Origin of the sequence: Saccharopolyspora hirsuta, assembly GCF_008630535.1 — a bacterium.
Taxonomy (GTDB): Bacteria; Actinomycetota; Actinomycetes; order Mycobacteriales; family Pseudonocardiaceae; genus Saccharopolyspora; species Saccharopolyspora hirsuta.
On the sequence record NZ_VWPH01000003.1, the window covers coordinates 415,936 to 438,932 of the forward strand.

Here is a 22,997-nt window from a genome sequence, read left to right on the forward strand (position 1 = left end):
GCAGGGCCCTCCTTCTTGGTCATCTGTCGTGTCCTTGCAGTTCTTGCTCGCGCGCCGCAGCGGTCTGCTCGGCGCGTTCGTGTTCGATGATTTCGTCGAGCCAGCGAACCTCGCGTTCGCTGTGGTCGAGTCGGAGCCGGTGCAGCTCCCGCGTGTAGCGGTCGAACCGGTCGTCCTGCGCCAGCGCGCTGCGCAGGCCCTCCCGGCGTTCCTCGACGCGGCGGCGCCTGCCCTCCAGGATCCGCAGCCGGACCTCGGCCGGGGTGCGGGAGAAGAACACCATGTGCACGCCGAACGCGGTGTCGTCGCACGCCTGCGGTCCGCAGTCGCCGACCAGCTCGGTGAAGCGGAACTCGCCGGCCGGGGTGATCCGGTACACGCGACGTGCCCGCCGCCCCCAGCTGCGCGCGTCGGACTCCTCGGGTTGTTCCTCGATCAGTCCGGCGCGCAGGAGCCTGCGCAACGTCGGGTACAAAGTTCCGCAGGACAGCGCGCGGAAGGCACCGGGTGTGTCGTGCAACCGCTTCCGCAGCTCGTAGCCGTGCATCGGGGCCTCGTGCAGGAGTCCGAGCACGGCGAGTTCGAGCATCCGCACCTCCTCGGCCGAAATCACCGGCGGCCTCGTGCGGAACCGGACTGCGCGCGCCGTGCGCACCTCCCGCTAGGCCACCCGGCGGATTGTATCGCGCCGATATATCGGCGACCACGATCGAGCGGTCCTCAGGTGGCCGTCGTCACTGCACGTGGCGGGCGGTGGGCGCGCCTGCCCTGAACGGCGCATGGAGTAGTCGTCACCGCCACGTACCCTGTGGGCGTGCGGACCCAACGGCAAGTGGTCGACTACGCGTTGCAGCGCAGGGCGCTGCTCGCGCAGGTCCACGCTGGCCGCGTCGGGGTGATGGAGGTCTGCGACGCCGACCCGTACCTGCTGCGGGCGGCGAAATTCCACGGTGAGCCGAGCGGGGTGACCTGCCCGGTCTGTCGGAAGGAGCCGTTGACCCTGGTCTCCTGGGTCTTCGGCGACGCCCTCAAGCACGCGTCGGGTTCGGCGCGGGCGCCCGAGGAGCTGGACCGGATGGCCGCCGTGTTCGAGGAGTTCACCGTCCACGTCGTAGAGGTATGCCGCACATGTAATTGGAACCACCTGGTGCAGTCCTACGTCCTGGGAACCGGCGGCTTGAACGAGCGGCGTTCCCGGCGCAAGACTGCAGCGGAGTGAATGCGGTCGTGCCCCCGAACACGGCCGCGCGCCCGGTGCGGCGCAACCCCGACGTGAACGCATCACCCGGCGTCGCCCGACGCCAAGTCCTGGAGGCCCACTCGTGAACGACGAGCGTGACGACCACTCCCGAGGCCGCCACTCAAGGCAACCCCAGCCCGACGGTCGTGGCACGCCACCCCCGCCCCAGCGCCCCGGTCCGCCGCGCCCCGGCGACCAGGCGCGCCCCCCGCAGCGCCCCGGCCCGCCGCCGGGCCCGGGCGGTCCGGCGTGGCCGAGCGAGGAACCGCGGCCCGGCCCGCGGCAGGGCCCACCGCCGCCCCCGCCCCCGCAGCGCCCGCCGAACCAGCAGTGGCCGAGCGGCAACCCGGACGCGCAGGAGACCCAGCAGCAGCCCGCGGTGCCCGCGAAGTGGCCCGAGGAGGAGTCGGCGCAGGAGCGCACCGGCGCGTGGACGCCCTCGTTCGACGACGATGACGACGACTCCGCGCTGTCCAAGCGGCTGAGCGGGGATTCGGACGATTCGGCCGACGGCGGGCGCAAGCTCGACCTGCCGACCGCGTACTCCCCGGTGCCGCCCCCGCCGAACGGCGGCCAGGGCGGACCGCCGCAGAACGCCGGGCGGGAGGGGCCGCCGCCCCCGGGTGGCGGGCGGCAGGGGCCGCCGCCTCCGCCGGGCGCGCAGCCGACCCGCCAGGGCCCGCCGCCCGGTCGGCCGCCGCAGCCGCCGAGCGCGGAGCAGCCGACGCAGAACATCCCGCAGGCGTCGGGTCGCGAGGACGACCGCCGTCGCGCGGGCGGCGCTGCCGCCGCGGGCGCGGCGGGCGCTGCTGCGGCAGCGGGCATGGCCGCGGGTGCCGGTGCGGCCGGTGCAGCAGCCGGTGGTGCGGGCGGTGCCGCAGGTGCTGCTGGCGCGGCCGGTGGCGCTGCTGCCGGTGCTGCGACGGGTGCGAACGGCGGTGGTGCGGGGAACCCCCGCGAGCCGCAGCTGCTCACGCACCAGGAGCAGGGCACCTACAACTACTACGCCGACGATTACCAGGACGACGACGACCCGTACGACAACTACGACGACGGGCGCGGCGACGCCCGCTACGGGGATGATCGCGATGGCGACGACGGATTCGACGACTTCGGCCCGGCCGACGACGACCCGGACGACGAGATGAGCGCCCAGCGAGCCAAGCGCAGCCGCCTCTGGCTGCGGGTGCGGCGAGCCTGCTACGTCGCCGCCGCGCTGTTCGTCCTGACGCCGGTCGCGGTGTTCCTCTACGGCTACATGGCGTGGGAAGCGCCGGACCAGGCCAAGGTGATGGACTCGGAGCGGCCGATCGACCTGCTGTACGCCAACGGTGAACCGATGGCGCGCGTCACCAACAACGACACCCGCGAGGTGGTGAACAACATCGGGGAGATCTCCCCGGCGATGCGCAACGCGACCATCGCCGCGGAGGACGCCTCCTTCTACGACAACCCCGGGTTCGACTTCATGGGCATCATGCGGTCGGCCTACTTCATGGTGACCGGCTCCGGCGTCGGCGGTGGCTCGACGGTCACCCAGCAGTTCCTCAAGCTGGACCAGGACCTGAAGAAGGACCCGACCTACGTCCGCAAGATCAAAGAGGTCGTGCTGGCGTACAAGCTGACGAACCAGAAGTCCAAGGACGAGATCCTGCTGGCGTACATGAACACGGCCACCTACGGCCGCGGTACGAACGGGATCAAGGCCGCGGCGAAGGCGTACTTCGGCAAGGAGCCGAGCCAGCTGAACAACGCCGAGGCCGCCGTCCTGGCCGGTGTGGTGCAGGCGCCCTACGGCAAGAACAGCAACGACCCCGGCCTGAACCCGGAGAAGGCCAAGCAGCGCTGGGACTACGTCGTCGGGCAGATGGAGGCGAACGGCTTCCTCCAGCCCGGTGAGCGGGAGTCCATGCAGTACCCCGAAGCCCTCCCCCGCTTCGAGTGGCGGAAGGACACCCAGCTCACCCCCGAGCAGGACGCCATCTGGAAGGCCGTCAAGACCGAGCTGGCCGACCAGGGGCTGAACGAGGACGAGCTGTCCCGCGGCGGCTACCGGATCAAGACCACCATCGACCCGGACGCGCAGAAGAAGGCCGAGGAGGCCGTCCACTCGGTGATGGACGAGCAGCCGGATTCGCTGCGGACCTCGCTGGTCGCGGTCGACCCGAAGAGCGGCGGGGTGCTCGCCTACTACGGTTCGAAGGAGCAACGCGGCGACCTGGACTGGGCCAGCCAACCGCAGGAACCCGGCTCGTCGTTCAAGCCGTTCGTGGTGGCGGCGGGCCTGGAGGAGGGCCTGGGCATCGGCGAGTACTACGACGGCAGCGACAACCAGATCATCGCGGGCAGCCCCTTCCGGAACTCCGAAGGCGTGGCCTGCGACGTCCCGACGCACTGCGGGATCCGCGAGGCGATGACCAAGTCGGTCAACACCGTGTTCGTCCACCTGGCGAACAAGGTCGGGACCCCCAAGGTCGCCGAGGTCGCGCACCAGGCGGGCATCTCGGACTCGACGCAGCTGTCCAACAACGGCGTGGTCGAGGCCGGTATCGCGCTGGGCATGTACCCGGTGCTCCCGACGGACATGGCCGCGGCGTACGGCTCGTTCGTCAACGGCGGCCAGAAGGTCAAGCCGCACTTCGTGGCCGAGGCGTTCAGCTCGGTGACCGGAGCGCGCGAGCTGGACATCCCGAAGCCGGAGCCGGCGTTCAGCAGCGACGCCGACGAGAGCAAGGACATCGCCTACAACGTCGCCGAGTCGATGAAGGACGTGGCCTCGCACTCCAAGGTGCCGCTCAACGGGAACCGGCCGGTGTGGGCCAAGACCGGTACCCACCAGTGGGGTCGCACGGACCTGAACCGCAACGCCTGGATGATCGGCGCGACGCCGCAGATCTCCACGGCGGTGGCGATGCTCAACAACGACGGCGATCCGAAGCCGCTGAAGGACTCCAGCGGCAAGACCTTCTACGGCAGCAAGTACCCGTCCCTGGTGTGGCAGAAGTTCATGAACTCCTACCTGCAGGGCAAGAAGGTGGAGAAGATCCCGGAGGGCGAGAAGATCGGGCAGTTCGCGGACGTCCCGCCGCCGCCCCCGCCGACGCAGTCGAGCGAGCCGCCGAGCTCGTCGCAGAACCCGAGCGAGTCGCAGAACCCGAGCGAGTCCCAGGACCCGAGCGAGTCCCAGGACCCGACCTCGAGCAACGGCCGACCGAGCCGCGACTGCGGCGGCATCTTCAGCCCGCCGTGCCCGCCCGGCCAGGACAACGGTGACGGCGACAGCGGCGACGGGCCGAACAACGTCGCTCCGACGGACAGGCCGAGGAACTACGGCTGACGATCCGGTACGCGCACGAGGGGCATCCGCTGCGGCGGGTGCCCCTCGTGCGTCTTCCGCGCCAAGTAGCATCCGGACGTGTCCACCTCGACCGAGCCCGCCAGCACTGATCCGCCGATCCCCGGTCGGCGTCCGGATTCGGCGGTGGACGGCGACTCGCTCGGCCCCGCCGACCGCGTCGCGCCGACCTGGTCGGAGCCGCTGGCGCAGCGGATCAGCCGCCCGTTCGGCGGTCGGCTGGGGCGGCACGCGCAGGTCGGCAGGCAGTGGTTCTGGACGCCGCTGCGGGTGATCCTGCTGTTCGCGGTGCTGGTGCTGGCCGCGGCGTGGCTGTTCAAGGCGCCCTGCCAGCTGACCTACGAGACCGGCAGCGGCCCGCAGCTGGACTGGCGGAACAACAAGCAGTACACCGCCATGTGCTACACCGACATCATCCCGCGCTACGGCATGGGCGACCTGGCGCGCGACGACGCGTTCCCGTACAAGACGCCGTGGCTGGAGAACCGGGGGACCCCGCAGGAGAAGGTCCGGTACATGGAGTACCCGGTGCTGACCGGGCTGTTCCAGTGGGTCAACGCGCGGGCCGCCGACGGGTGGGCGACGCTGGCCGGGCTCGGCCTGCTGCCCGGCGGCCTGACCAGCGTGCTGTACTTCAACCTCTCCGCGTTCTGGCTGGCCGCGGCCTGGCTGGTGACCATCTGGGCGCTGGTGGCGCTGTGCCGCAGGCGGATGTGGGACGTGGCGCTCGCCGCGCTCTCGCCGCTGGTCTTCGTGCACGTCTTCACCAACTTCGACGCGCTGGCCACCGCGCTGGGCACCGCTGGCCTGCTCGCGTGGGCGCGGCGCAGGCCGGTGCTGGCCGGGGTGCTGATCGGCCTGGGCGGAGCGGCCAAGCTCTACCCGCTGTTCTTCCTCGGCCCGCTGCTGGTGCTGGCCTGGCGGGCGGGCAAGGTGCCGGATGCGGTGCGCGCGGTGCTGGCCGCGGCGCTGGCCTGGCTGGCGGTGAACGTGCCGGTCCTGGTGCTCTACCCGGACGGCTGGGGCGAGTTCTTCCGGCTGAACAACGAGCGCCCGGCCGACCCGGACTCGCTGTACAACGTGCTGATGCACTTCACCGGCTGGGCCGGTTTCGACGGCGAGCTGCCGAACGGCGCGATCCCGACCGTGCTCAACTCGGTGAGCCTCGCGCTGTTCCTGCTGGCCTGCGCGGGCATCGCGTGGCTGGCGCTGGCGGCCCCGACCCGCCCGCGGCTGGCGCAGCTGTGCTTCCTGGTGGTGGCGGCGTTCCTGCTGACCAACAAGGTCTGGAGCCCGCAGTACTCGCTGTGGCTGGTGCCGCTGGCGGTCCTGGCGATCCCGCGCTGGCGCCTGCTGCTGACCTGGATGCTCGTCGACGCGGCGGTCTGGGCCCCGCGCATGTACTACTACCTCGGCACGGCCAACAAGGGCCTGCCCGAGGGCTGGTTCCTGGGCGCGGTCGTCATCCGGGACGCGGTGGTGGTGGCGCTCTGCGTCCTGATCGTCCGGGAGATCCTCGACCCGGCCCGGGACAAGGTCCGCGCCACCCTCGCGGTCCGCCCGGAACGCGTCCCGGACGCCCTGGACGACCCGTGCGGCGGTGTCCTCGACGGAGCCCCGGACCGCTTCGTCCTCCCCGCGCCGAGGACCCCGGAGCGCCGGGCCAAGACCCCGACCCCGACCGGCTGAGCGCGGGTCGGGGACAACTCCGGGTCCACCCTGACGCGCGACCGCCCCTCGGAGGGGAGCCTGGAGGCATGACGACCTACCGAATGCCCCTGGCCCGCCCGCGGGACAACGCGATGATCGCCGGGGTGTGCGCCGGACTCGCCCAGCGGTTCGGCATGAAGCCGTCCACGGTCCGGATCCTCTTCCTGCTGTCCTGCCTGCTCCCCGGCCCGCAGTTCGTGGTCTACCTGGTCCTCTGGATCCTCATCCCGAAGCGCTAGCCGCGGCGGACCACCCAGGCGGCGACCAGGACCGTGCTGGCGGCGAGCAGTCCTGCGGCGGTGAGGGTGGACTGGATCAGCAGGGCCGGTGGCGCCGACGCCGAGCTCAGCCCGAGCAGGAGCGGGTGGGCGAGCGGGAGCCGCTCGGCCAGCAGCGTGATCGCCAGCAGCGCCGCTGCGGCGATCGCGGTGTAGCCGATCCGGCGGACCACCAGTCCCGAGCACGGCAGCGCGACCGCGATGCCGAACGCCGCGCACACGACGTGCGCGAGCAGCCCGATCGCGAGATCCGCTGCCGGGTGGGCGAATCCCGACGAGACCTGGGACCAGGCGGTGGTCAGCACCGCCAGCCCGCCCGCGCAGCACAGCACGGTCAGCACGGTGCCGACGAGCATCCGGTGCACCGAGCCGACGTGCGCGCGGGTGACCGTGCGCTGCACGACGTCCTCCACGTCGACCAGCGCGATCGTCAGCCACGCCGCCACCACCAGCAGCGCGGCGGCGGTCACCGCGTAGCTGGGCAGCGCCGGACCGGCGTTGTCGCTGTGGAGTACCGCGAGCAGTCCGATGTAGAGCAACACCGGCGGCAGGTAGCGCTGGGAGTGCCCGAGCTCGGCGAGCCGGTAGCGGATCAGCGCGATCATCGTCGCCCCGCGCGGGAATCCACCGCGATCACCGCGCAGCCGCGCCGGATCGCTTCGAGCAGCAGCGATTCCCGCTCCGCCACCGCCACTTCCAGCTCGACGTCGCCGTCGCGCCGCGCCGCCACCACGCCCGGCCGCCCGGCCCAGTCCGCGTCCTCCCCACCGCGCAACAGGATTCGGCAGGTCGACACCTCGGCATCGAGCAGCTGGAGCCGACCGTCGACGAGCCGGTGCGACCGGGTGGCCGTGCTCTGCACGAAGTCCGGGCGGTGGTCGGTGAACACCACGGCGGTGCCCGCGGCGGCGGCCTCGCCGACGACCTCGGTCAGCACCGCGCGGGTCGCCGCGTCCAGCCCGGACCACGGTTCGTCCAGCACCAGCAGATCCGGCTCCGGCAGCAGCGCCTGCACCAGCCCGACCTTCTGCGCGTTGCCCTTCGACAGGTCCCGCAGCGGCGTGTCCGGGCCACCGGCCAGCGCGAAGCGCTCCAGCCACGCCCCGGCGCGCCGCCGGGCTTCGGCCGCGGGCAGCCCGCTGATCCGGCCGAGGTGGCAGAGGTAGGCGAGGGCGCTCATCCGCTGCCGCGCGGGGAACCGGTCGGGCACGTAGCCGGTGCGCGGTCGTCCGGAGGTGGTTCCGGAGGACGGTCGGGAGATCCCGGCGAGGATGCGCAGCAGCGTGGACTTCCCGGAACCGTTGGTGCCCAGGACACCGACCACCTCACCGGCCGCCACCGCGAGGTCCACGCCCCGCAGCACCGGTCGCGACCCGTACTCCTTGACCACCCCGACCAGTTCTCGCACCACCCCGAAACCCCCTGTCCACCAGCGGAAACCGCGGGGGCATCCGCTCCCGCGCCCCGCCGCGCGTTCCACCTCGTGCCGAGCGGTCGGTCCGCCCGGTCCCCCGGGTGGCGCGCTCGGAACTGCGCCACCCGGGGGAAACGTCAGCGGTTGGCGTGCGCGTCCAGGACGTAGGCGATCGCCGAGGTGATCTTCGCGGCGAACGGCAGGTTCAGCGATTCGTCCGGCACGTGCGCGTTGCTGTCCGGGCCGAGCGCACCGGTCACCACGAACTGCGCCGCCGGGTAGGCGTCCTGCAGCAGGCCCATGAACGGGATCGAGCCGCCGAGGCCCATCGTCCGCCACTCCGCGCCGAACACCTCGTCGGAGGCCTGGTCGAGCGCGGTCTCCAGCCACGGCGCGAGATCGGGCGCGTTCCAGCCCAGCCCGGCCTCGGTGTGCCCGAAGGTCACCTTCGCGCCGTAGGGCACGTCGGTGGTCAGCTTCTCCCGCACGGCGCGCAGCGCGGCTTCCGGGTCCGCGGTCGGCGGCAGCCGGAAGCTCAGCAGGACGGTCGTGTAAGGCCGGAGCACGTTGCCCGCGTCGCCCGGTCCCGGCAGGCCCTCGGCGCCGATGATCGACAGCGTCGGCCGCCAGGAGTTGTTCAGCGCCAGCTCGACCTCGTCCTCGGCGACCGGTCGCAGGCCGTCCAGCCACGGCACCGAGTTGCGCACCAGGCCCGGCGCGGCCGCGATCGACGAGCGCGTCTCGGCGATCCGGTTCTCCGGGATCGCCACGTTCAGCTCGGGCACCAGGATCTCGCCGGTGGCGGAGTCCTCCAGCCGGTCCAGCAGCTGCCGCAGCACGCGGAACGAGCTGGGCACGATGCCGCTGGCGATGCCGGAGTGCAGGCCGCTCTCCAGCACCTGCACGGTCACCTCCAGCGAGACCATGCCGCGCAGCGAGGTGGTCAGCCACATCCGGTCGTAGTCACCGGCCCCGGAGTCCAGGCACACCACCAGCGACACGTCGCCGAGCCGCTCGGACAGGTGCTCCAGGTAGGCCGGCAGGTCCGGGCTGCCGGACTCCTCGCCGGTCTCGAGCAGCACCACGCAGCGCGCGTGCGCACCGCCGTGCGCGCGGACCGCCTCGATCGCGGTGACCGCCGCGTACCCCGCGTACCCGTCGTCGGCCGCGCCGCGGCCGTACAGCCGGTCGTCGCGGACCACCGGCGTCCACGGGCCCAAGCCCTCGGACCAGCCGCCCATCGGCGGCTGCTTGTCGAGGTGCCCGTAGAGCAGCACGGTCCCCTCGGCGGCGCCCTCGGTGGCCGGGACGTCCACGAGCAGCAGCGGCGTGCGCTCGGGCAGCCGCACCACCTCGACCTCGGCGCCCTCGATCCCGCGCGCGGTGATCCACCGGCGCACGTGCTCGACGGCGGCGTCGAGGTGCCCGGACTCGGCCCAGCCGGCGTCGAAGGCGGGGGAGACTGCTGGGATCTCCACTAGCTCCGAGAGGCTCGGCAGGACGGATTCGTCCCACACCCGATCAACGGTCTTCGCAACGGCAACACGATCCACGCCGCGATCCTATGCCCGCGGAACCCCGGCCCCCGGTCCTGGCCGGAACTGCCCAGCAGGTCAGGAACTGGTGACGATCACCGTGGCCGCCACCGCCGCGGTGTTGGACCGCGCGAGCACCTCCTGGACCGCCCTGCCGAGCGGTTCGCGCTCGCCGAAGTGGGCGAGGGCGGCGCGGTGGTCGGCGAACGGGATGAGCTCCGTCCCCAGGGCGGCGCCGTGCACGATCCCGGCGAGCGCGACCGTGCGCGGGTCCGGTGCCGCCGCGCCGGTCAGCATGTTCTGCAGCCGGAGCAGCACGGCGTTGCGGAGGTTCGGTTCCGGCACGTAGCGGTGCCGGGCGAACACGCTCCCCCGCGCTTCGGCCCGGACGAGACCGGTGCTGACCAGGTGGTTCATCTTCGCCGGGTAGCAGTTCGCCCGGTCCACCAGCAGGGTGCCCAGCCGCATCGGGCTGCGGCGGTGCACCAGCTGGCCGAGGACCTGGTCCGGCACCGGGTGCCCCGTCGGCGTCGGATCGCGCACCAGCAGGAACCGGCCGTCCGGCACCAGCCGTTGCTGGAGCAGCAGCTCGCCGACCTCCCCGGCGGCGATCGCGACGCGGGGCGCCCCGCCGTAGCGGGCTCCTTCCGGGGTGTGCCCGATCAGGGCCAGCTCGTCGGAGAGGATCACGCTCAGCTCCCGCCGGTGACCGCTGCCGAGCTCGCCGCGATGGCGCTGGTGGTGATCGCCACGGTTGCCGCCGCGACCACCTGCTCGACGGCCTTGCCCAGCGCCTCGCCCTTGCTGATCTCCTTCAGCCGCTTGCGCTCCGCGCGCTCGAAGCCGAGGTGCCGGACCAGACCGGTCGCGTGCGTCAGCGCCGCGAGCAGCGCCAACCGGTTGTCCAGCTCTTGCTCGCCGCGGGCGGCGGAGCGGATCTCCTCGACCAGCGAGGTGCGGGCCGTCTGGTCCGGGAAGTACTTGTCGTACGGGATGAACAGCGCGGACCGCTGCTCGTGCCGCATCAGACCGCGTTGCACCAGGGCGGCGCAGTGCCGCTTGCGCGCGCCGCGGCGGCTCTGGATGAAGGTCGTCGCGGCCACCGGCTTGTGCCGCGGCCCGGCCTTCCGCTGCAGGTAGCCGATCGATTCGCCGATCCAGCCGACGCCGCTGGGGCTCGGGTCGTCGACCTGGATCTTCTTGCCGGTGAACGACACCCGGCGCTGCAGCACCAGTTCACCGAGCTCGGCCGCACCGGTGTGGTCCGCCGACGAGTGGTGGGAGCCGTTGTCCCGCTGCAGCAGCAGGACGAACTCCTCCGGCAGGGTGAGCGAGGTCATCGGCCCAGTCTGGCAGCGCGCGCCGCCCCCGGGGCCGCAGTTTCAGTTGAAACTGCGAATCGCCGTGGCCGGGAATCTGGCATACATCAGTCAGGGACCCCACAGCCAGGCGGGCGCTGAGGTTCCGCCACTTGCACCGCCACGCAGAACGAGGTTGGAAAAACCTCACTGAAACCGTGGTTCCCAGCCGCTCACGACGGCAGTGCGGTCGCGGTGGGGATCGCCGTCAGGGCCAGCAGGGTCGCCGTCACCTCCGGGCCCACGTGGTCGCCGAGGTCCTCGCGGTCGGCGAGCGCCCGCAGGCGGCTGCGCTCCGCGCGGTGGAAGTCCAGCGCGTGGACCAGACCGCTGCGGTGCACCAGCGTCCCCAGCAGCGCCAACCGCCCGTCGACCAGCACTTCCTCGCGCGCCAGGGCGTGCAGCTCGGTCAGCAGCGCGGTCCGGATCGCGCGGTCGGGGTGGTAGCGGTCGTCGGGCAGCACGCCGAGGAACTTCCGCCGCTCCACCCGCAGCACCCCGCGCTCGACCAGCACCGACCGGTGCGCGGCGAACGCGGTGGAGCGCAGCGCGAGCCACCAGCCCAGCTCGACCGGGTGGTTCTCGCGCCCGGCCGCCCGCTGGAACTCCGCCAGCAGCCGGTCCATCCACGGCTGCCCGCTGGACGCGGTGTCGCGCAGCTGGACCGCGGTGCCGTGCGGCACCATCCGGCCGCGCAGCACCAGCTCGCCGATCTCGGCGGCCGCGGTGGCGGCGTTCGGGCTCGCGCTGACGTAGCAGGACCCGTTGGGCTTGTGCAGCAGCAGCGCGAACTCGTCCGGCAGCGTCAGCAGGTTCGCGTACTCGGCCACCCGTCCAGTTTGTCGCAGTCCGGTCGGGTCAGCGCCTCGCCGAGGGCGCGGATGATGCGGGAGAGCTCGACCAGGTCACCGGCGCTGGCCGCGCTGCCGACCGGGGGTGCCTCGGGACTGCCCACGGTGCTGGCCCTTCCTGGACGGGAGCAGGTGCCGATCAAGGTAACAAAACGGACAAAGAACCTGAAGGTGTTTCCGATGCATCCTCCCAATATCGGCACTGCGATGGTCCAGAAAGCGTTAGTCGGACCTCCATTACTTCGATGACCTGCGGATTTGCCCAGATCGGCGGCGAACTACGGTGATCGGGCGGGAGCTGGCCGATCGCGCCGCGGTCGGACCGGGCCCCTGTGGCAGGGCTCACGATGTGGGCCGGTTTCGTGCCAGGATGGCGGGGAGCGATCCAACTGCCCCGGCCGCGCAACCGGGTGACCCACCAGGTCACCGGAGGTCGCGGCCAGGGCTGTCGGTCACGTCGCCACAAGCGGCGTGGTCGGCGCGAGACGAGGAGATCACGCATGTCCCCCGAGCAATGGACGCGACCGGAAACCGAAGGCACCACCGGCCCCCCTGCCGCCACCGCAGCGAAACCCACACGGGAGCAGGTGATCGCCGGTTTGCGCGCCACGAGCGAAGGCGGAGCTGATCTGGTTCAGCTCCTCACCCCCGAAGGTCAGCGGGTCGAGCACCCGGACTTCGAACTGGACATCTCCACCGCGCAGCTGCGCGACCTGTACCGGGACATGGTGCTGGTGCGCCGCGCCGACCGCGAGGGCAACGCGCTGCAGCGGCAGGGTCAGCTGGGCATCTGGGTCCCGCTGCTCGGCCAGGAAGCCGCCCAGATCGGGGCGGGCCGGGCGCTGCAGCCGCAGGACATGGCGTTCCCCAGCTACCGCGAGCACGGCGTCGCCTGGTGCCGCGGCATCGACCCGACCCAGCTGCTCGGCATCTTCCGCGGCTCCGACCACGGCAGCTGGGACCCGATCAGCACCCGGTTCCACCTCTACACCATCGTGATCGGCAACCAGTGCCTGAACGCCACCGGCTACGCGATGGGCCAGCGCTTCGAGGGCAAGGTCGGCGACCGCAACGGCGAGGCCACGATGGCCTTCTTCGGCGACGGCGCCACCAGCCAGGGCGATGTGCACGAGGCGATGGTGTGGTCGGCGGTCTACGACGCCCCGGTGGTGTTCTTCTGCCAGAACAACCAGTGGGCGATCTCCGAGCCGCTGGAGCGGCAGACCCGCGTCCCGCTCTACCAGCGCGCCAGCGGCTACGGGTTCCCCGGCATCCGGGTGGACGGCAACGACGTGCTCGCCAGCCTCGCGGTCAGCCGCTGGGCGCTGGACGAGTGCCGCCAGGGCAACGGCCCGGTGCTGATCGAGGCGTTCACCTACCGCATGGACGCGCACACCACCTCCGACGACCCGACCCGCTACCGGCTCGCCGACGAGCACGAGGCGTGGAAGCTCAAGGACCCGATCGAGCGGCTGCGCGTGCACCTGGTCCGCGACCACGGCGTCGACCAGGACTTCTTCGACGGCGTGGAGGCCGAGGCCGACGAGCTCGCCGCGCGGTTCCGCGACTTCTGCTTCAACATCCCCGAACCACCACCGGAACGGATGTTCTCCGAGGTCTACGCCGAGGAGACCCCGCAGGTGGCCGCCCAGCGCGAGGCCTACCTGCAGTACCTGGCCGGATTCGCCGACGAAGCGATGGCAGGAGGTGTGCGCTGATGGCCGCGCCCGCATTGGAACGCCCGACCGCTGCGGCGGGCACCCAGACCGTCACCATCGCCAAGGCCCTGAACATGGGCCTGCGCGCCGCGCTCGAGCGCGACCCGAAGGTGCTGGTCATGGGTGAGGACGTGGGCAAGCTCGGTGGCGTCTTCCGGATCACCGACGGCCTGCAGAAGGACTTCGGCGAGCACCGCGTGCTGGACACGCCGCTGGCCGAGTCCGGGATCATCGGCACCGCCGTCGGGCTGGCCATCCGCGGCTTCCGCCCGGTGTGCGAGATCCAGTTCGACGGGTTCATCTTCCCCGGCTTCGACCAGATCGTCTCCCAGCTGGCCAAGCTGCACTACCGCAGCCAGGGCAAGGTGAAGGTGCCGGTCGTGGTGCGGGTGCCCTTCGGCGGCGGCATCGGCGCCGTCGAGCACCACTCGGAGTCGCCGGAGTCGCTGTTCGCGCACGTCGGCGGGCTGAAGGTGGTGTCCTGCTCGAACCCGGTGGACGCCTACTGGATGCTGCAGCAGGCCATCGAGTGCGACGACCCGGTGCTGTTCTTCGAGCCGAAGCGCCGCTACTACGAGAAGGCCGAGCTCGACCCGAGCACGCCGCCAGCACCGCTGTTCAGCTCGCAGGTGGTGCGGCCGGGGTCCGCGGTCACCGTGGTCGGCTACGGACCGGTGGTGCGCACCTGCGTGGACGCGGCGACCGCCGCCGCCGAGGACGGCACCGAGCTGGAGGTCGTCGACCTGCGCTCGCTGTCCCCGCTGGACCTGGGGCCGGTGTTCGACTCGGTCCGCCGCACCGGCCGGTTGGTGCTGGTCAGCGAGGCCCCCGCGGAGTCGTCGATCACCTCGGAGATCGCCGCCCGGGTGCAGCAGGAGTGCTTCTACTCGCTGGAGGCCCCGGTGCTGCGGGTGACCGGGTTCGACACCCCGTACCCGCCGAGCAAGCTGGAGGAGGGCTACCTGCCCGACCTGGACCGGGTGCTCGACGCAGTAGACCGCTCGCTGGCGTACTGAGGGTTTTGCAGAGGGGCTCGCTTTGCGCGAGTGGTCCCGTAGCGGAACCTCAGACGCCGTCTGGCTGCGGGATCCCGTTCTGATGTATGTCCATATACACGGCGAACGGGCTGTCCTCGCCAGACGACGTCTGAGAACCCGCCGGTGGTCGCTCTGCGGAGGTGGGCCAAGCGGCTTCGCCGCTTCAAAGACAAGGGGAGTCGTTTCGATGGCCATCAAGCAATTCCCGCTGCCCGACGTCGGTGAGGGGCTGACCGAGGCGGAGATCCTGGGCTGGCGCGTCCAGCCGGGGGACGCGGTCACCGTGAACCAGGTGATCGTGGAGATCGAGACCGCGAAGGCGTCGGTCGAGCTGCCGTGCCCGTGGGCGGGCACGGTCCGCGAACTGCTCGCCGAGCCGGGGCAGACCGTGGAGGTCGGCTCGCCGATCATCGCGATCGACATGGGCGGCGCCGAGCCCGCTGGCGAGGACGGCGGCAAGATCGGCGAGGAGTCCAACGGCCGGATCGCCACGCTCGTCGGCTACGGCCCGCGCACGACCAGCGCCAAGCGCCGTCCCCGCAAGGGGCAGCGGCCCGCGGCGGCGGTCGTCGAGGCCCCGCCGAAGCCCGAGCCGCAGCCCGCGGCCCCCGCAGGCGGTTACGTGCCGCTGGCCAAGCCGCCGGTGCGCAAGCTGGCCAAGGACCTCGGCGTGGACCTGCACGGCCTGACCGGTTCCGGTTCGGGCGGCGTGATCACCCGCGAGGACGTGCAGTCCGCCGCGGGCGCCGCGCCGGTCGCGCCGGTCGCCGAGCCGGGCGCGCGCGAGCGGCGGGTGCCGATCAAGGGCGTCCGCAAGGCGACCGCGCAGGCGATGGTGAACAGCGCGTTCACCGCCCCGCACGTCACCGAGTTCCTGACCGTCGACGTCACGCCGATGATGGAGCTGCGCGAGCAGCTCAAGTCGCACCCGGAGTTCCGCGACGTCAAGGTCACCCCGCTGGCCTTCGCGGCGAAGGCCGTCTGCCTGGCGGCCCGCCGGACCCCGGACGTCAACGCGACCTGGGACGAGGCGGCCGGGGAGATCGTCTACAAGGACTACGTGCACCTGGGCATCGCGGCGGCCACGCCGCGCGGCCTGGTGGTGCCGAAGGTCCGCGACGCCGACCAGAAGTCGCTGAAGGAGCTGGCCCAGGCGCTGGAGCAGCTGACCAGCACCGCGCGGGAGGGCAGGACGACTCCGGCGGACATGCTGGGCGGCACGTTCACGATCACCAACGTGGGCGTCTTCGGCGTGGACACCGGAACGCCGATCCTCAACCCGGGCGAATCGGCGATCCTCGCCCTCGGCGCGGTCCGCGACATGCCGTGGGTGGTGGACGGCCAGGTGGTGCCGCGCAAGGTCTGCCAGCTGGCGCTGAGCTTCGACCACCGGGTGGTGGACGGCCAGCAGGGCTCCCAGTTCCTCGCGGACGTGGGCGCCCTCCTGGCGAACCCCGCCATGGCGATCACCTACTGATCGCGGGGAGCGCCGGTTTCGCGCGAGATCGGCGCTCCTCCCCGGTCAGGTGCGCTTGAAGGTCTGGACGCCGCCAGCCGGGGTCCAGCGGGTGATGGCCAGGTGCGTCTGGTCCTCGCTGACGCCGGTCGTGGTGACCTCGGTGAGCTCCAGGCGGAACAGGTGCGAGTCCGGTGACGGCGGCTTGACCTCCTCGATCCAGGCCCGGTGCTCGTCCCCGGTGACCTCCACCGCGCGCCCGGCCAGCTTCACGTCCACCCCGCCCATGATGTCCTCCGGCGCGCCGGGGTTGGCGTGCAGCGCGAACCGCGCATCGCGCAGCAGGTCCGCGGCCTTGCGCGAACCCGGCATCGAACCGAACGTCAGGTCTGGCCCGCGCCAGGCGACCTCCGTGCCGCTCACCCGCGGCGAACCGTCGCGCCGCAACGTGGCCAGCACGTGGTGCTGGAACGACTCCAACCGCGCCCGAACCCGGGCGGCCATCTCCGGTGCTTGCTCGGCGAACTCCTGCCATGTCGACATGCGCGACATGGTGACACCGGTCACCGACAACGAACGGCCTGCTCACCTCGCCCAGCGGGGTGAGCAGGCCGTTCCGGGGTCTCGGGGGTGGGTCAGTCGCCCTTGCGGCGGCGGCCACCGCGGCGGGAGCTGGAGCCGGAGCCCGACGTGGCGGCGACCGGTTCGGCCGGCTCGTCGGTCTTCTCCTCCGCGGCCTTCGCGTCGTACTCGCGGAGGAAGTCGAACGCGTGCTCGTCGAAGTCGTGGACGTCGATCTCCGGCAGCGCGCCGAGTTCTTCGTTCAGTTCCCGGAAGATGGGTGTCTCCAGGTCAGGGGTGGTCTTCTTCACCGCTTCGCCCTCCCGTTCACTCTCGAAGCTGTGGCCGGGCCGCCAGCAGCTCCGCTGCCCGCTGCCCGTTGGCGAGCCCTCCCCGCGGAGCTCGTCGGTGCAGCCCGGTGCCCACTTCCGGCTCCGCGCTGCGCCGATGTGACGCGCACCGACCTCGTTGGTGATGCGGTCCGCGCCCACATTCATCCATTCGGACTAGCGTCATGGTGCACCTGCCCAGTTTCGACCTGGGCAAGGGCCCACGAAATGGTGCCTCGCAGCACTTCAACCCGCGCACACTTTGTGCAATTCCGCACCGTGGCGAGCGCCACTCCACCGGGTGGGGCCTGGTCCGGCCGTCGCCCGATCGTCCGGTTCGGCCGCGTTTTCGGGCGCGAGCACCACCCGGTGCCACTTCGGTCGTCCGCCGCCGGGCGATTGCGCGACGGCTAATCCCGCCTCATCGGCTGGTCCTGCTTCCCGGTCCGGCACGGTCCGGCGCGTCCTGCGCCGCGGCGGGGCTCCCGAGCGTGGGTAACCCGCCCGGCCGGACTAATCGCCCAGCAGTGCGCGGGCGCTGGTGTTGACCATCGAAGTGCCGGGGCACCCCGTCCCGGTATCCCCCGAAGGGAGACGGTGATCATGGGCAACCGCGTCAAGAAGGCTGTCGTCGCTTCCAGCTTCGGCCTCGGAATGCTGCTGGCCACGGCCGCACCCGCCCTCGCGGATTCGTGGGGCGTCACCGCGTCCGACTGCCTCTGGGCCGGTGGATCCGTCGTCCAGTTCGAGTACGGCACCCACGCGTGCATCGGCGGCTGGTACGACGGCGAGTACGTGACCGACTGGAGCTGACCCGAGGACAGCCGCAGGCCGCAACCCCTCCCTCGGCCTGCGGCGCCCCGAAGACCCACGACGGCCCCGACCACCCGGTCGGGGCCGCGTCGCGTCAGGCGATGTGCTTGCCGGAGATGGCTCGGGCGACCACCAGCTGCTGGATCTGCTCGGTGCCCTCGAAGATGTCGTAGATCTTGGCGTCGCGGTGCATGCGCTCCACCGGGAACTCGCGGGTGTAGCCGTTGCCGCCGAGGATCTGGATCGCCCGTTCCGTCGCCCAGGTGGCCACCCGGCCCGCCTTGAGCTTGGACATCGAGCCCTCGCCCGCGGTGAAGCCGCCGTTGCGGCCCAGCCAGGCCGCGCGCCACACCAGCAGGCGGGCCGCGTCGATCTCCATCCGCATGTCGGCCAGGGTGAAGGCGATCGACTGGTTCTCGATGATCGGCCGACCGAAGGTCTCGCGCTGCTGCGCGTACTCCAGCGCCGTCTCGTAGGCCGCCCGCGCGATGCCGACCGCCTGCGCGCCGACCGCCGGGCGGGAGAGCTCGAAGGTCTTCATCGCCGCCTGCGAGCTGGCCTTGGTGCCCTCGCGGGACCGGGCCAGGCGCTCGTCCAGCTTCTCCTTGCCGCCCAGCAGGCAGCTGCCGGGCACGCGGACGTCGTCCAGGAACACGTCGGCGGTGTGCGAGGCGCGCAGCCCGTGCTTCTTGATCTTGCTGGGCGACTCCAGGCCCTTCGTGCCCGGCGGGACCACGAACGCGGCCTGGCCGCGGGAACCCAGCTCGGGGTCCACCACCGCCTGCACCACGTGCACGTTGGCGATGCCGCCGTTGGTCGCCCACGCCTTCTGGCCGTTGAGCACCCACTCGTCCTTGGCCTCGTCGTAGACCGCGCGGGTGCGCATCGCCGAGACGTCGGAACCGGCGCCCGGCTCCGACGAGCAGAACGCCGCCACCTTCGGGTCGTCCACGTCGCCGTAGCACTGCGGGACCCATTCGGCGAGCTGGTCGGGGGTGCCCGCGGCGAAGATCCCGGCCACCGCGAGGGTCGTGCCGAAGATCGCCATGCCGATGCCGCCGTCGCCCCAGAACAGCTCCTCGTTCGCGATCGGCAGCGACAGGCCGGTGTCGTCGGCCCAGAAGGTGGCCAGCGTCTCGAAGCCGTAGAGCCCGATCTTGGCCGCCTCCTGGATGATCGGCCAGGGCGTCTCCTCGCGCTCGTCCCACTCCCGCGCGGCCGGGCGGATGGTCTGCTCGGCGAAGCCGTGCACCCAGTCCCGCAGCTCCTGCTGCTCCTCGCTGAGTTCCAGGGAAAAAGTCATCGTCTTCCGCTCCTCGGGAAGTCGTTGCCGGGCTTATGCCTTGGGGATCTGGAAGAGCTTGGTGAGTCCGGCGGCGAAGCCGAGGTCCCCGGCGACCTTGAGCTTGCCCTTCATGAACAGCATCGGGGCGGATGCGTTGCCGGAGGCCAGCTTCAGGAACTCGGTCGGCGTGACCGTGATGGTGACCCGCGGTTCGCGCTGCGGGTCCTTGCTGACCTCGCACCTGCCGTCGGCCAGCACGCACTCGTAGCGCAGCAGGTCGTCGTCGGTGCCGATCCGCCAGCGCACCACGGCCTCGGTCTTGCCCGCCTTGTCCGACTTGTAGTGCTCGCCCATCCGGCGGAACACCTCGTCGAGGATGCGCTCGCGCAGTTCCGGGCGGGCCATCACGGCTTCGACCTGGTCGTCCGAGGCGCGCGAGATCAGCCGCGCGAACTGCTCCGGGCGCAGCGCGCTGAGGTCGACCTCGGTGTCGCTGCCGGCGATCTCGGAGGCGGCCTCCAGCAGCATGACGAACTCGTCCTTGCCGATCTTCTTCGGATCGACCTCGCCGAGCGCGGCGATCGGATCGGTCTCGGGCATCTTCGCCACCTCTCAATGCCTGTCTGCGGTCGTTCTGCTCGGGTGGTCGCTCAGCGGAACCTGAGTGCTCCCCCGGGCTGCGGGTGTCCCTCCTGATGTATGTCCCGTACAACGGCGGAGGGACCGTCCTCGCCGGGAAACCACTCAGAGCCCGGTCCCTTCGGGCACGAGCTCCAAGCGGCTGGCGCCGCTTGCCCGAGCGCGGACGGCTTCGCCGACAGTGTCTCAGGCTTACCTACTCGCGAGTAAGACTACGTTCGAGTAGGTTCGAAGGCAAGCGACCAGCGGGGACCGGTTTTGATCTAGCCTGAGCTGGAGCAGACCAGCGTGCGAGGTGAGATGGTTCAGGACAACGGCCGCCCCCGGTCGCGGCGCCTGCCGCGGGCGGTCCGCGAGCGGCAGATCCTGGACGCCGCGGTGGAGGTGTTCGCCGCGCACGGCTTCCACGCCGCGTCGATGGACGAGATCTCCGAGGTCGCGGGCATCTCCAAGCCGATGCTCTACGCCTACCTCGGGACCAAGGACGAACTGTTCGTCGCCTGCATCCGGCGCGAAGCGGCGCGGCTGATCGAGGCCATCGGCACCGCGGTGGAAGCCGGGCTGAACCCGGCCGAGCAGCTGTGGCGCGGCCTGCGGGTGTTCTTCGAGTACGTGCAGGAGAACCAGGCGGGCTGGTCGGTGCTGCACCGGCAGGCCAACGTGCAGGGCGACCCGTTCGTCAGCGAGCTCTCCGAGTGGCGGGAGCGGGCGACCAGCCTGATCGCGGCGCTGCTGGCGCGGGCGACGGAGGGCTCGGCGCAGCCGATGCAGGCGGAGCAGACGGAACCGTTCGCGGCGGCCCTGGTCGGCGCGGGCGAGGCGCTGGTGGAGTGGTGGTTCGAGCACCCCGAGCACGCGGCCGACGGCATGGCGATGCGCCTGATGAACATGGTCTGGATGGGCTTCAGCGACCTCGTCGAGGGCCGCTCCTGGACCCCGAAGTCCTGACCCGGCGCACCTTCCGCTGAAATCGCACGTCCGAGTGCGGCGGAACTCGCGCTCGTCGGCGTGCCGGAACCCGTGGACGTCGTCCGGTCCGGGGCGAACTCCCGCGATTTCAATGGAAATCGGAGGTCCGATTTCCATTGAAATCGCATCGGACTAGCGGATCGAGCCGAGCAGGTGCGGCTTGCCGGAGCGGGAGCGGAGGGCGAAGGCCCAGCCGGACTCCTCTCGGCGGGCCGCGAAGTCCACAGTGGAGGGCAGGAGCAGCGGTTTGCGGAACTCGACGTCCACTGTGCACTGACCGGGGAGGCGTTCCGCGAAGGCCGCCAGGCAGCGCGCCTCCGACCACATGCCGTGCGCGATCGCGCGGCGGAAGCCGAAGGCCTTGGCCGCCAAGGAGTTCAGGTGGATCGGGTTGCGGTCGCCGGACACCGCCGCGTACCGGCGTCCGATGTCGCCGGGAACCCGCCACGTCGCCGTCGGCTCCCCCGCCAGGTCGGCCGCGCGCTGCCCGGCGGCGTCCTCGGACCTCCCGCCGCGGCGCAGGTAGGTGCTGGTCTCCCGCCACACCACCTCGCCGCCCACCTCGGTCTCGGTGATCACGTCGAACTGCTTGCCCTTCGGGTGCGGGCGCAGGTCCGCCAGCCGCACCCGCTGGGTCAGCGCGTCGGTCACCAGCAGCGGCCGCTCCTGGCGGATGCTGTTGGCCACGTGCACCAGCCCGACCAGCGGGAACGGGAAACCGGGGTCGGTCATCAGCCGCACCGACAGGCCGAACGACAGCACGTGCGGGTAGGTGATCGGCAGCTCGTCGCGCAGTCCGAACCCGCACACCCGGTCGTACTCGGCGAGGTGGTCGCGGTCGATCGCGACGTCCCGCCGCACGTACTCGGTGTCCGGCAGCCGGTCGCCGCGCCGCGCGGGGCCGGTCGCGACGGCCTTCGCGTACAGCGCGGTCAGCGAAGGCGCGGTGCTCACTTCAGGCATGGGCAGCTCCGTTCCGTTGACGAGGTCGTGAGTGCGAGAACCGGCTCCAACCGGCTTTCGCACTCACGACCGCTCAGGCGCCGAGCAGGCTCTGGCCGCAGACGCGGACGACGTTGCCGTTCACCCCGGCCGACGCGGGGTTCGCGTACCAGGCGATGGTCTCCGCCACGTCCACCGGCTGGCCGCCCTGCGACATGCTGTTCATCCGGCGCCCCGCCTCGCGCACGAACAGCGGGATCGCCGCCGTCATCCGGGTTTCGATGAACCCGGGCGCGACCGCGTTGATGGTGGCGCCGCGTTCGGCCGCCAGCGGGGCGAAGGCCTGCACGTGCCCGATCACCCCGGCCTTGGACGCCGAGTAGTTGCCCTGGCCGACGTTGCCCGCGATGCCGCTCATCGAGGACACGCCGATGATCCGCCCGCCCGGCCGCAGCGGGGAGCCGTCCGCGAGCAGGACCTCGTCGATCCGCTCCTGCGAGGTCAGGTTCACCGCGAGCACCGCGTCCCACTGCTGCCGGGACATCCGGCCGATCGTCTTGTCGCGGGTGATGCCCGCGTTGTGCACCACGACGTCCAGGCCGTCGTGCCGCTGCGCGAAGTGCTCGGCGATCCGCCGGGGCGCGTCGTCGGCGGTGATGTCCAGCTGGAGCGTCGAGCCGTCGATGCGGTTGGCGACCGCGGCCAGCTCACCGCCCTGCGCGGGCACGTCCAGGCAGACCACGTGCGCGCCGTCGCGCGCCAGGGTTTCCGCGATGGCCTCGCCGATGCCCCGCGAGGCGCCGGTGACCAGCGCGACCTTGCCCTGCAGCGGCTTCTCCCAGTCCACGTCCGGGATCTCGGCCGGGCCGATCCGCACCACCTGCGCGGAGACGTAGGCGGACTTGGCCGACAGCAGGAAGCGCAGCGTGGACGCCAGCGCGCCCTCGGCGCCTTCGGCGACGTAGACCAGCTGCGCGGTCGCGCCGCGCTTGAGCTCCTTGCCCGCGGAGCGGACGAAACCCTCGAGCGCGCGCTGCGCAGCGGATTCCCGCCGGTCGGCGATGTTCTCCGGCGGCGTGCCGAGCACGATCACCCGGCCGCAGCGGTCGGTCTGCCGGATCGTCGGGCCGAAGAACTCGAACAGCTCGTGCAGCTGCTCGCTGCTGCGGATGCCGGTCGCGTCGAAGACCAGCGCCGCGTAGCGCTCGCCCTCGGCGGGGGTGCGGTGGACCTGGGCCTGGACGTCCTTGGTGACGGCCTCGATCGCGTCGCCGAGGCGGGAGCCGGGGGCGCCGCCGAGCAGCACGGGACCGGCGACCACCGGGTCGCCCGGCCGGTGGCGGCGGAGCGGGGTCGGTGCGGGCAGCCCGAGTCGCTTGACGACCTGCCGCCCGAGCGCGGACGAGGTGAACTGCTGGTACCGGTCGGCCATTGCCACTCCCACGGATGTCGGTAGCTCGACGTCTAACCTACCCGCGGGTAGGTTAGATTGACCAGGGAACGACGC

General features: G+C 71.7%; 23 protein-coding genes. 9 read left to right on the forward strand and 14 right to left on the reverse strand.

Going from position 1 to position 22,997, the window contains the following annotated elements; all coding sequences use genetic code 11:
- Positions 1–19: 19 nt before the first annotated feature.
- Entirely contained in the window at positions 20–589 is a 570-nt protein-coding gene (locus tag F1721_RS08095) for a PadR family transcriptional regulator (RefSeq protein ID WP_150065921.1), read from the reverse strand.
- A 225-nt stretch (positions 590–814) separates the two neighbouring features.
- On the opposite strand from F1721_RS08095, the gene F1721_RS08100 reads away from it, so the two are divergent.
- The 4 genes from F1721_RS08100 to F1721_RS08115 all read left to right on the forward strand — a co-directional run bounded on the left by F1721_RS08100 (position 815) and on the right by F1721_RS08115 (position 6,544).
- On the forward strand, positions 815–1,219 hold the full coding sequence (locus tag F1721_RS08100) for a DUF5318 domain-containing protein (RefSeq protein ID WP_211840369.1): 405 nt from the start codon (positions 815–817) through the stop codon (positions 1,217–1,219).
- Positions 1,220–1,322: 103 nt separating this feature from the next.
- A complete protein-coding gene (locus F1721_RS08105; RefSeq protein ID WP_150065923.1) occupies positions 1,323–4,577 on the forward strand; it encodes a transglycosylase domain-containing protein in 3,255 nt (1,084 codons plus the stop codon).
- 78 nt (positions 4,578–4,655) lie between these two features.
- The gene (locus F1721_RS08110) at positions 4,656–6,284 is read left to right on the forward strand and encodes a glycosyltransferase family 87 protein (RefSeq protein WP_387510480.1); all 1,629 of its coding nucleotides are present in this window, start codon (positions 4,656–4,658) and stop codon (positions 6,282–6,284) included.
- A 68-nt stretch (positions 6,285–6,352) separates the two neighbouring features.
- Entirely contained in the window at positions 6,353–6,544 is a 192-nt protein-coding gene (locus tag F1721_RS08115) for a PspC domain-containing protein (RefSeq protein ID WP_170301396.1), read from the forward strand.
- On the opposite strand, the gene F1721_RS08120 is transcribed toward F1721_RS08115, so the two are convergent.
- The 7 genes from F1721_RS08120 to F1721_RS34350 all read right to left on the reverse strand — a co-directional run bounded on the left by F1721_RS08120 (position 6,541) and on the right by F1721_RS34350 (position 11,845).
- Positions 6,541–7,188 (reverse strand): hypothetical protein, encoded by a 648-nt coding sequence (locus F1721_RS08120; protein ID WP_150065924.1) that lies wholly within the window; start codon positions 7,186–7,188, stop codon positions 6,541–6,543. The two genes, F1721_RS08115 and F1721_RS08120, sit on opposite strands and share 4 nt — an antisense overlap.
- Complete coding sequence (locus F1721_RS08125) at positions 7,185–7,991, reverse strand: ABC transporter ATP-binding protein (protein WP_150066082.1); 807 nt, start codon at positions 7,989–7,991, stop codon at positions 7,185–7,187. The genes F1721_RS08120 and F1721_RS08125 overlap by 4 nt, the downstream gene beginning before the upstream one ends.
- A gap of 143 nt (positions 7,992–8,134) precedes the next feature.
- Positions 8,135–9,550, reverse strand: a complete 1,416-nt coding sequence (locus F1721_RS08130) for a M20/M25/M40 family metallo-hydrolase (protein WP_150065925.1) — start codon at positions 9,548–9,550, stop codon at positions 8,135–8,137.
- Between the two features lie 60 nt (positions 9,551–9,610).
- Complete coding sequence (locus tag F1721_RS08135; RefSeq protein ID WP_170301397.1) at positions 9,611–10,222, reverse strand: GOLPH3/VPS74 family protein; 612 nt, start codon at positions 10,220–10,222, stop codon at positions 9,611–9,613.
- Positions 10,223–10,224: 2 nt separating this feature from the next.
- A complete protein-coding gene (locus F1721_RS08140) occupies positions 10,225–10,872 on the reverse strand; it encodes a GOLPH3/VPS74 family protein (RefSeq protein ID WP_150065927.1) in 648 nt (215 codons plus the stop codon).
- Positions 10,873–11,063: 191 nt separating this feature from the next.
- Positions 11,064–11,720, reverse strand: a complete 657-nt coding sequence (locus tag F1721_RS08145) for a GOLPH3/VPS74 family protein (RefSeq protein WP_170301398.1) — start codon at positions 11,718–11,720, stop codon at positions 11,064–11,066.
- Positions 11,696–11,845, reverse strand: a complete 150-nt coding sequence (locus tag F1721_RS34350) for a hypothetical protein (protein WP_170301399.1) — start codon at positions 11,843–11,845, stop codon at positions 11,696–11,698. Before F1721_RS34350 ends, F1721_RS08145 begins: the two co-directional genes overlap by 25 nt.
- A 396-nt stretch (positions 11,846–12,241) precedes the next feature.
- Here F1721_RS34350 and pdhA point away from each other — a divergent pair, with 396 nt between their 5' ends.
- The 3 genes from pdhA to F1721_RS08160 all read left to right on the forward strand — a co-directional run bounded on the left by pdhA (position 12,242) and on the right by F1721_RS08160 (position 15,973).
- The gene (gene pdhA / locus F1721_RS08150; RefSeq protein WP_170301400.1) at positions 12,242–13,459 is read left to right on the forward strand and encodes a pyruvate dehydrogenase (acetyl-transferring) E1 component subunit alpha; all 1,218 of its coding nucleotides are present in this window, start codon (positions 12,242–12,244) and stop codon (positions 13,457–13,459) included.
- Positions 13,459–14,475, forward strand: coding sequence for an alpha-ketoacid dehydrogenase subunit beta (locus tag F1721_RS08155; protein WP_150065929.1), 1,017 nt, complete (start codon positions 13,459–13,461; stop codon positions 14,473–14,475). The genes pdhA and F1721_RS08155 overlap by 1 nt, the downstream gene beginning before the upstream one ends.
- A 208-nt stretch (positions 14,476–14,683) precedes the next feature.
- Entirely contained in the window at positions 14,684–15,973 is a 1,290-nt protein-coding gene (locus F1721_RS08160; protein ID WP_150065930.1) for a dihydrolipoamide acetyltransferase family protein, read from the forward strand.
- Between the two features lie 45 nt (positions 15,974–16,018).
- On the opposite strand, the gene F1721_RS08165 is transcribed toward F1721_RS08160, so the two are convergent.
- Positions 16,019–16,495 carry a pyridoxamine 5'-phosphate oxidase family protein gene (locus F1721_RS08165; protein WP_150065931.1) on the reverse strand — a complete coding sequence of 159 codons (477 nt, stop codon included), beginning with the start codon at positions 16,493–16,495 and terminating at the stop codon, positions 16,019–16,021.
- A gap of 92 nt (positions 16,496–16,587) precedes the next feature.
- A complete protein-coding gene (locus tag F1721_RS34930; RefSeq protein WP_246154476.1) occupies positions 16,588–17,010 on the reverse strand; it encodes a hypothetical protein in 423 nt (140 codons plus the stop codon).
- Positions 17,011–17,445: 435 nt separating this feature from the next.
- Here F1721_RS34930 and F1721_RS08175 point away from each other — a divergent pair, with 435 nt between their 5' ends.
- Positions 17,446–17,655: a hypothetical protein gene (locus F1721_RS08175; protein ID WP_150065932.1), complete on the forward strand. Its 210-nt coding sequence runs from the start codon at positions 17,446–17,448 to the stop codon at positions 17,653–17,655.
- Positions 17,656–17,749: 94 nt separating this feature from the next.
- On the opposite strand, the gene F1721_RS08180 is transcribed toward F1721_RS08175, so the two are convergent.
- The gene (locus F1721_RS08180; protein ID WP_150065933.1) at positions 17,750–18,958 is read right to left on the reverse strand and encodes an acyl-CoA dehydrogenase family protein; all 1,209 of its coding nucleotides are present in this window, start codon (positions 18,956–18,958) and stop codon (positions 17,750–17,752) included.
- Positions 18,959–18,991: 33 nt separating this feature from the next.
- A complete protein-coding gene (locus F1721_RS08185; RefSeq protein ID WP_150065934.1) occupies positions 18,992–19,540 on the reverse strand; it encodes an SCP2 sterol-binding domain-containing protein in 549 nt (182 codons plus the stop codon).
- Between the two features lie 339 nt (positions 19,541–19,879).
- Between F1721_RS08185 and F1721_RS08190 the strand changes: the two genes are divergently transcribed.
- Positions 19,880–20,527, forward strand: a complete 648-nt coding sequence (locus F1721_RS08190) for a TetR/AcrR family transcriptional regulator (protein ID WP_150065935.1) — start codon at positions 19,880–19,882, stop codon at positions 20,525–20,527.
- A 153-nt stretch (positions 20,528–20,680) separates the two neighbouring features.
- On the opposite strand, the gene F1721_RS08195 is transcribed toward F1721_RS08190, so the two are convergent.
- Together F1721_RS08195 and F1721_RS08200 are read right to left on the reverse strand one after the other, a co-directional pair.
- Positions 20,681–21,511, reverse strand: coding sequence for a MaoC family dehydratase (locus F1721_RS08195; RefSeq protein WP_150065936.1), 831 nt, complete (start codon positions 21,509–21,511; stop codon positions 20,681–20,683).
- A 73-nt stretch (positions 21,512–21,584) separates the two neighbouring features.
- Positions 21,585–22,922, reverse strand: a complete 1,338-nt coding sequence (locus F1721_RS08200) for a 3-oxoacyl-ACP reductase (RefSeq protein ID WP_150065937.1) — start codon at positions 22,920–22,922, stop codon at positions 21,585–21,587.
- Positions 22,923–22,997 lie beyond the last annotated feature (75 nt).